Consider the following 6,465-nt stretch of genomic DNA (forward strand, 5'->3'; position numbering starts at 1 on the left):
TTATAATAGGAATAGCAAGCACTAGCCTAAGCATTTTTAGGATAGCTAGCTCTACTACTCATCAACCATCCCAAAAGACCACTATCCAATTCTCCCTAACATTGAGAGAGTATCATTGGTTTAAATAGCCAATGTAAGCATTATAGGTTTCGATGGTCTGGGGGTAAATCGGAATCCTTTTTTGAGCTAGATGCGCGATGGTACGGGCTGTCGCGAAAGCCACTGCTTTGTCCAGTGATAGCTTGGACAGTTGTCGTGCCTCTTCTACTCCAGGAAAATCACGATTTGGCTCAATATAATCTGCTACATAAAGAACCTTATCGAGTAGGGTCATCTGCTTTGCCCCCACTGTATGGTGTTGAATAGCTTGTAAAATGTCTTGATCCTCCAAGCCGAAATCCTGACGGATTTTATAAGCTCCAACCATACCGTGCCAGACATTATTTCCCCAAGCCTTCAACTCTTCCCCTAACTGGTATTGGTCAATCAAATCCAAAAAGACTTGGTCTGCTACTTCCTTTGCATAGTCGTGAAGTAGAGCCGCAAGGCTTGCTTTTCTTTCATCACAACCATACTGCTGAGCCAGCTCAAGCGCTGCTGCCTCTACACCGAGAACGTGGCGAAAGCGTTGCTCTGACATAGCCCCACTGATTTTTTCAAGGACTTGCGGACGGTCAAAGGATAAATCAGTTGCAATCATTTGTAAAGTCCTTTTTCTTCAATATAGTCTAAGACCTCATGTGGCAACATAAAGTTTGGCACACGGCCTTGCTGGATAAAGTGGCGCACCATACTTGAAGAGATGTCCATCAAGGGAACATCCACCCAGATAATCGGATAAGAGGTTCCTGCCTTATAGCGCGGACGTTGTACCCCGACAAATTGTACCAGTTGGAGCAATTCATCAATCCGATGCCACTTAGGTAGATAGTCTACCATATCTGCACCGATGATAAAATAGTAATCCGTGTCGGGATTCTTTTCTGTCAACTGTTTCATCGTATCATAGGTGTAACTGATTCCTCTTCGCTCCAACTCAGTTGTTTCAATGCCTAACCCCTCAATTCCTGCAATAGCCATTTTCAGCATATTGTAGCGATGCCATTCATCAATCGTTTCTTTTTTATCAACATGAGGTGGCAAAAATTCAGGCATCAGCAAGACCTCATCTAACTTTAATTGTTGGCGAACCTGATCAGCCACAATTAAGTGAGCATTATGAACAGGATTAAAATTTCCTCCCAAAATGCCAACCTGCTTGCGATTGGTTTCCTTCTTTTCAACTTCTAATTCAACCTTTGTAAAGGGGGTTAAAAGTTCAATTGCCATTTCGACTCCTTATCCAACTCATCATTTTTGAGAAGATAGCACTAGATTTCTCTCACCTTAATCGAAAGTTTTCGATTTTCTTTCTTGCTTGATTGCTTAAAGAGAATCAAGGTACGACCGATCTTTTGTACAGTATCTACCCCAATTTCCTCTTCTAATGTCTCTGCTACATGATGGATTGTTTCATCCGTATTTTGCAACAGCGTCACCTTGATCAATTCTCGTCTATCTAAAGCCTGACGGACGCTCGTCTTAATCTGGTCATTCAAGCCATACTTCCCAATTTGAATAATGGGTTTCAAACTATGTGCCTGGCTATTGAGAAAAGCCCTTTGTTTTGATGTTAATGTCATCGTCGTTCCTTTTTCTATATCATTATATAATTGCTTTCCGAATCACAACGTCGACTCCCCTTGGTGCCCAGGCTGCAATTTTAGCTGATTCACTGATGCGAATCCACCCTAGACCCGAGAATACGACATCCGTCTTTTCCGTAATGGTAAATTCATGACGTACCAATTCTGGAAAATTCTCTAATTCTATGCTAGTTGGTGGTAGCAACAAACCACCTACATGTTTTTCATAAAAAGCGCTAGCTCCTGCTAACTTGGTGCGATGGAGTGGCAATTCATTGTCAAAAAATGCGGTAAACCCCTGCTTTTCCCCACTGATAAAGTCAAAGCGTCCCAAACCAGCTAAAAAGAGGGTCTGCTCTGGATGTAGCTGATAGGTTTTCGGTTTTATTTCCTTACGAGGACTCGCAAATTTTAGGTATTTAGCAGATAAATAATGGGCCATTTGATGACGGTGAATAATTCCTGGTGTGTCGTAAATATAAGAGCCATCATCTAGAGGTATTTCAATCTTATCTAGCGTTGTCCCAGGAAAACGGGAAGTCGTAATCAAATGCTTATCCCCTGTAATCTCCTGGATGATTGCGTTAATCAATGTGGACTTTCCAACATTTGTCACACCGACCACATAGACATCACGTCCCTTACGGTACTGCTCAATCTTAGACATCAAATCCTTAATTGCATACTTATTTTGAGCCGATGTCAACAGTACATCAACAGGGCGTAAGCCTGCTTCATGAGCCCGTTCCGTCAACCATTGGGTCACCTTCCCATCCTTAACAGACTTAGGTAGGATGTCCTTTTTATTTCCGACCAAAAGGAGATCATTTCCTGAAACAAACCGTGGTAGGCCTGGAATGACCGAACCATTAAAATCAAAAATATCAATGACATTGACCACCAAAGCATCGCTTTCTCCAACGCTGTGAAGTAGGGTCCGAAATTCATCATCAGAAATGTTGACATCGGTAATTTCATTATAGTGACGCAGACGAAAACAGCGTTGACAGTAAACCTGTCCGATTTCTAACCCTTTCTCCAAGGCCGTTTGGGGCGTATAGCCCACCTCTTCTTTTTCCTTTGACTGAATCAAGGTACCACAGCCAATACAATACAATTCTTCCACTTACATTTCCCTCTTGTAGTCAAATGCGCCATACTTGGCGGTGATTTTCTTCATCATGCGGCGTTCACGCCAACGATTGATCTGGGTATTAATCGAGTCGGTCTCAATGAGCGGTCGTACCAAGACCGAGCGGATGCCTGCCCGCTTGGCTGCCCGAATATCGGTCATCAGTTGATCTCCAATCATAATCGTTTCTTCTCGCTGGATACCAAAGCGTTTAATGGCACGCTCTATTCCAAAAGTAAACGGCTTTAAGGCAAAGGCCTCAAAATCAATGCCAAAATGTTCAACTGCCCGTTTAACACGTTCATATTTATTGTTGGAAATCACGACTACGTGGATTCCCGCATCACGCAAGTCATGTAACCATTTGCGCATCTCTGGAGTTCCATCTGGATTGTTCCAGGCAATCAAGGTATTATCTAAATCTACAAAAACCGTCCGAATATGGTAGCGCTGCAAACTCTCTACTGTTACATCATAGGCTTTTTCAAGCACAAAATCCGGCATATAATTCTCAATCGTCACACTACTCTCCACTGTTCTGAGAGCGGGTTCACAATCGCTTACTGGCGCTCTTGCAATTTGCCAGTCTCACTCTCATCTTATTTTATCAACATGTCTCATGCTCTGTAAAAATCCCTTCAAGTCAGCTCAAGTGCCTCCTGACCCTCTGCTTACTTACTTTTGCAAACTCTCTTTCCTAGCCTACAATTTGATTTTCTTGGAGCATCAATAGTTTATTTTACCATAATTTAAGGCAAATAGCGAATGGAAATCAAAGGTGCCTAACAATATCAGACACCTTCCTAGTCCTATGAAAAACTGCCTCCTCCTGTTTGAAAGAGTTTCTCTTCGATTACGTTTTGATTCTTGGAAGCCCGTTCCCCTGCAACCACCGAAATAGAAAGCAGCCTAGAATATGGCTAAAAGTACCATTATAGACTGGCCTGCCTGTTTCCTATTTTGTCTCCCCCCTTCTGCACAACTTTATAAGTAATATTCTTGTCGTACGCCTTATTTCTCTTGATTGGCGGAGTGAGACTATTAAAGAAAGCACCGAGATAAGGGAGATATTCTTACCAAAACAGGCGCGTGCCATGAACCTGTGTCACACCGAGCTCTTTCATCAGGTAGCCTGCGTTTTCCTTCGTAATACCACCACCAATAAGGATTTCAATACGACCGTTTGCATATGCAATCAGCTCCTTGAGCCAAGTCACATTATCACTAGCAGATCCATCGATACCCCCACGAGTTAAAATCCGTATCACTCCTTGCTCCACTAGCCAATCCATCGCCTCAAACTGCCGTTTGCGTGGAATCATATCAAACGCCATGTGAAAGACACTCTCCCTGTCACCAGCTTCTTTCAATAACTGAATGACAAATTCCTCATCTATCCAATTATCTTCGGTAAGGGCACCGAAAACAAGACCATCAGAGCCCAACTCCTTGGCAATTCTTGCGTCCTCTAGCATCATCTGTTTTTCCGCCACATCATAACAAAAATCACCCCCACGAGGTCGCACCATGGTCATAACCGCTACCCCTTGTTCATGAGCAATCTTACATACTGCCTGAATGACACCGTAGCTAGGTGTTGTTCCACCCGCTGCTAAATTATCACATAATTCAATGCGGCCTGCACCTAAAGCAATGGCCTGCGCAATCCGCACATGATTCTCTGCACAAAATTCTTTCATTGTGACTCCTCCATTTTGTAAGCCTTTTCTTCTAGTATAGCACAAAAAAGAGTAAGTGGATACCTACTCTTTAGCTGATCTTACAGTTAAAATGGAAGTGCTGAACTGTAACAAGTTCTAACACCAAAACACAATATCACTGTTTACTTTTTCGTGCCAAAACTGCGTCTTGCATTGAAACAAGTAGCACCGAAAATAAAATTAGAATCATCCCGAACCAATCCATAGGATAAAAGGTCTCATTAACCAGTAAGACCGCAAAAAAGACCGAGGAGATGGGTTCAATAGAAGCAAGCAAGCTCCCATTAACCTGTCCAACTAGACTCACACCCTTTAAAAAAGCAGTGTAGGCAAAAATTGTACCGACTCCCACGATACCAACTAAGTCCCAAAAAATCTCAGTATTAAAGGGCAGGGCATGTTGCCAAGGTTGAAAAAATAGGCTGACTTCGATAGAGCCTAGTAACATCGAAGTACCAATGACAGCCAGACTTCCGTATTGCTTGATAAGGGACGTTGGTAAAATGATATAAAACGCATAGGTTACTGCAGAAAATAGACCCCAGAACAAACCTCTTGGTGTCACTGCTAATCGATGGACTTGACCGTGGGTTGCAATTAAAAAGGTACCCATAATCGCAAAGACCATCGCTACCAGTTCAACCGCTGTCGGCTTTTGTCTCTGCCTTAGACAGACATAGGTTAGGACCAAGATTGGACACAGGTATTGTAGCACGGTTGCTGTACCTGCATTGGTATAGTAGATAGCTGTCAGATAAGCTATCTGATTCAGGACCAAGCCAAGCATCGAAAAAAGAAACAGGCGAGTGAGCGCCTTTTTATCTGTTAATAAGCGCCCTAGTTGCTGTGGATTTTGATAAGCAGCTAACGCTAGCAAAGCAACACCAGAAATCATCAGACGCAGGACCGTCAGGGATTCGATGTTCATCCCCCTTGCCATGACAAACTGTCCACTCACCCCCGATAAGCCCCAAGCAACCCCTGCAATCAGAGTCAACAGAGTTCCTTTCATCTTCTCGTTCATCTCCGCGCGCCTCCTCATTTTTTCGTCCTCTTATTGTACCACAAAATTAAGATACAAAGGGCGTTTGACACGAGTTGTACTCGCTCTATTTCCAACCTTCAACAGTCTATCCTTAGACTGTTGAAGCGAGCAAAGCAAAAATAGGAGTTTTGACGAAGAACCTCAAGTTCTAGGAAAAACTATCTTTTTTGCACAGCTCGTAGCCCGTGTTCAATTTAAATAAGATACAAAGGGCGTTTGACACGAGTTGCACTCGTTCTATTTCCAACCTTCAACAGTCTATCCCCAGACTGTTGAAGCGAGCAAAGTAAAAATAGGATTGAAACAGTTCGGGGAACTGTTTCAACGGTCACCTAGAAACAAGAAAGTGACCACAGAAGCCTGAGCTAGGAAATAGGAAATCTGACGAGTGAAAAGCTCCAGTGGAGGTTTTCAGCCTATTTCTTAAAAGTAGTTGAGCTTGCCAAAGCAAACTCCTATTTCCCGCCTTCAAAGGTATACCATATCTTTGAAGCTAGGAAGAATTATCCCCAAAGAGGGATTCTCATCTGTAATCGGCTAAAGCCAAAACAGCTGTCTATCTTTTTTGCACAGCTCGTAGCCCGTGTTCAATTTAAAATAAGATACAAAGGGCGTATAGAAAGCGAATGAAAAATAGGTGGCTGACGCAGTGTTCAATCACAGAAGATACAAAGGGCGTTTGACACGAGTTGCACTCGTTTTATTGCCAACCTTCAACAGTCTATCCCCAGACTGGTTGACACGAGTTGCACTCGTTTTATAGTTAGTAAGTTTTAAAATAGTAATCCAACGATTCATTTATAGATTCGAATTGTGGTAATAATTCTATGATTGCTTTCTTTAAGTTTGCCCAAGCAGTTTCAATTGGATTTAATTCCGGTG

8 protein-coding genes are annotated in these 6,465 nt (G+C 42.7%); all 8 read right to left on the reverse strand.

The genetic code is table 11. From position 1 onward, the window contains the following. Positions 1-112 precede the first annotated feature (112 nt). Positions 113-700: a bis(5'-nucleosyl)-tetraphosphatase (symmetrical) YqeK gene (gene yqeK, locus BVE84_RS05800; protein ID WP_076996120.1), complete on the reverse strand. Its 588-nt coding sequence runs from the start codon at positions 698-700 to the stop codon at positions 113-115. Next, a complete protein-coding gene (locus BVE84_RS05805; protein ID WP_076996121.1) occupies positions 697-1,329 on the reverse strand; it encodes a nicotinate-nucleotide adenylyltransferase in 633 nt (210 codons plus the stop codon). The genes yqeK and BVE84_RS05805 overlap by 4 nt, the downstream gene beginning before the upstream one ends. Positions 1,330-1,370: 41 nt before the next feature. After that, positions 1,371-1,682, reverse strand: coding sequence for a ribosome assembly RNA-binding protein YhbY (gene yhbY / locus BVE84_RS05810; RefSeq protein WP_076996122.1), 312 nt, complete (start codon positions 1,680-1,682; stop codon positions 1,371-1,373). 22 nt (positions 1,683-1,704) lie between these two features. Further along, positions 1,705-2,811 carry a ribosome biogenesis GTPase YqeH gene (gene yqeH, locus BVE84_RS05815; RefSeq protein WP_076996123.1) on the reverse strand — a complete coding sequence of 369 codons (1,107 nt, stop codon included), beginning with the start codon at positions 2,809-2,811 and terminating at the stop codon, positions 1,705-1,707. Then, positions 2,812-3,339, reverse strand: coding sequence for a YqeG family HAD IIIA-type phosphatase (locus tag BVE84_RS05820; protein WP_076996124.1), 528 nt, complete (start codon positions 3,337-3,339; stop codon positions 2,812-2,814). Positions 3,340-3,890: 551 nt separating this feature from the next. Beyond that, a complete protein-coding gene (locus tag BVE84_RS05825; protein WP_076996125.1) occupies positions 3,891-4,517 on the reverse strand; it encodes a copper homeostasis protein CutC in 627 nt (208 codons plus the stop codon). Between the two features lie 136 nt (positions 4,518-4,653). Further along, on the reverse strand, positions 4,654-5,562 hold the full coding sequence (locus BVE84_RS05830; RefSeq protein WP_076996126.1) for a DMT family transporter: 909 nt from the start codon (positions 5,560-5,562) through the stop codon (positions 4,654-4,656). 678 nt (positions 5,563-6,240) lie between these two features. After that, positions 6,241-6,381, reverse strand: a complete 141-nt coding sequence (locus tag BVE84_RS10870; protein ID WP_158072007.1) for a hypothetical protein — start codon at positions 6,379-6,381, stop codon at positions 6,241-6,243. Positions 6,382-6,465 lie beyond the last annotated feature (84 nt).

The organism is Streptococcus azizii, assembly GCF_001984715.1.
GTDB lineage: Bacteria > Bacillota > Bacilli > Lactobacillales > Streptococcaceae > Streptococcus > Streptococcus azizii.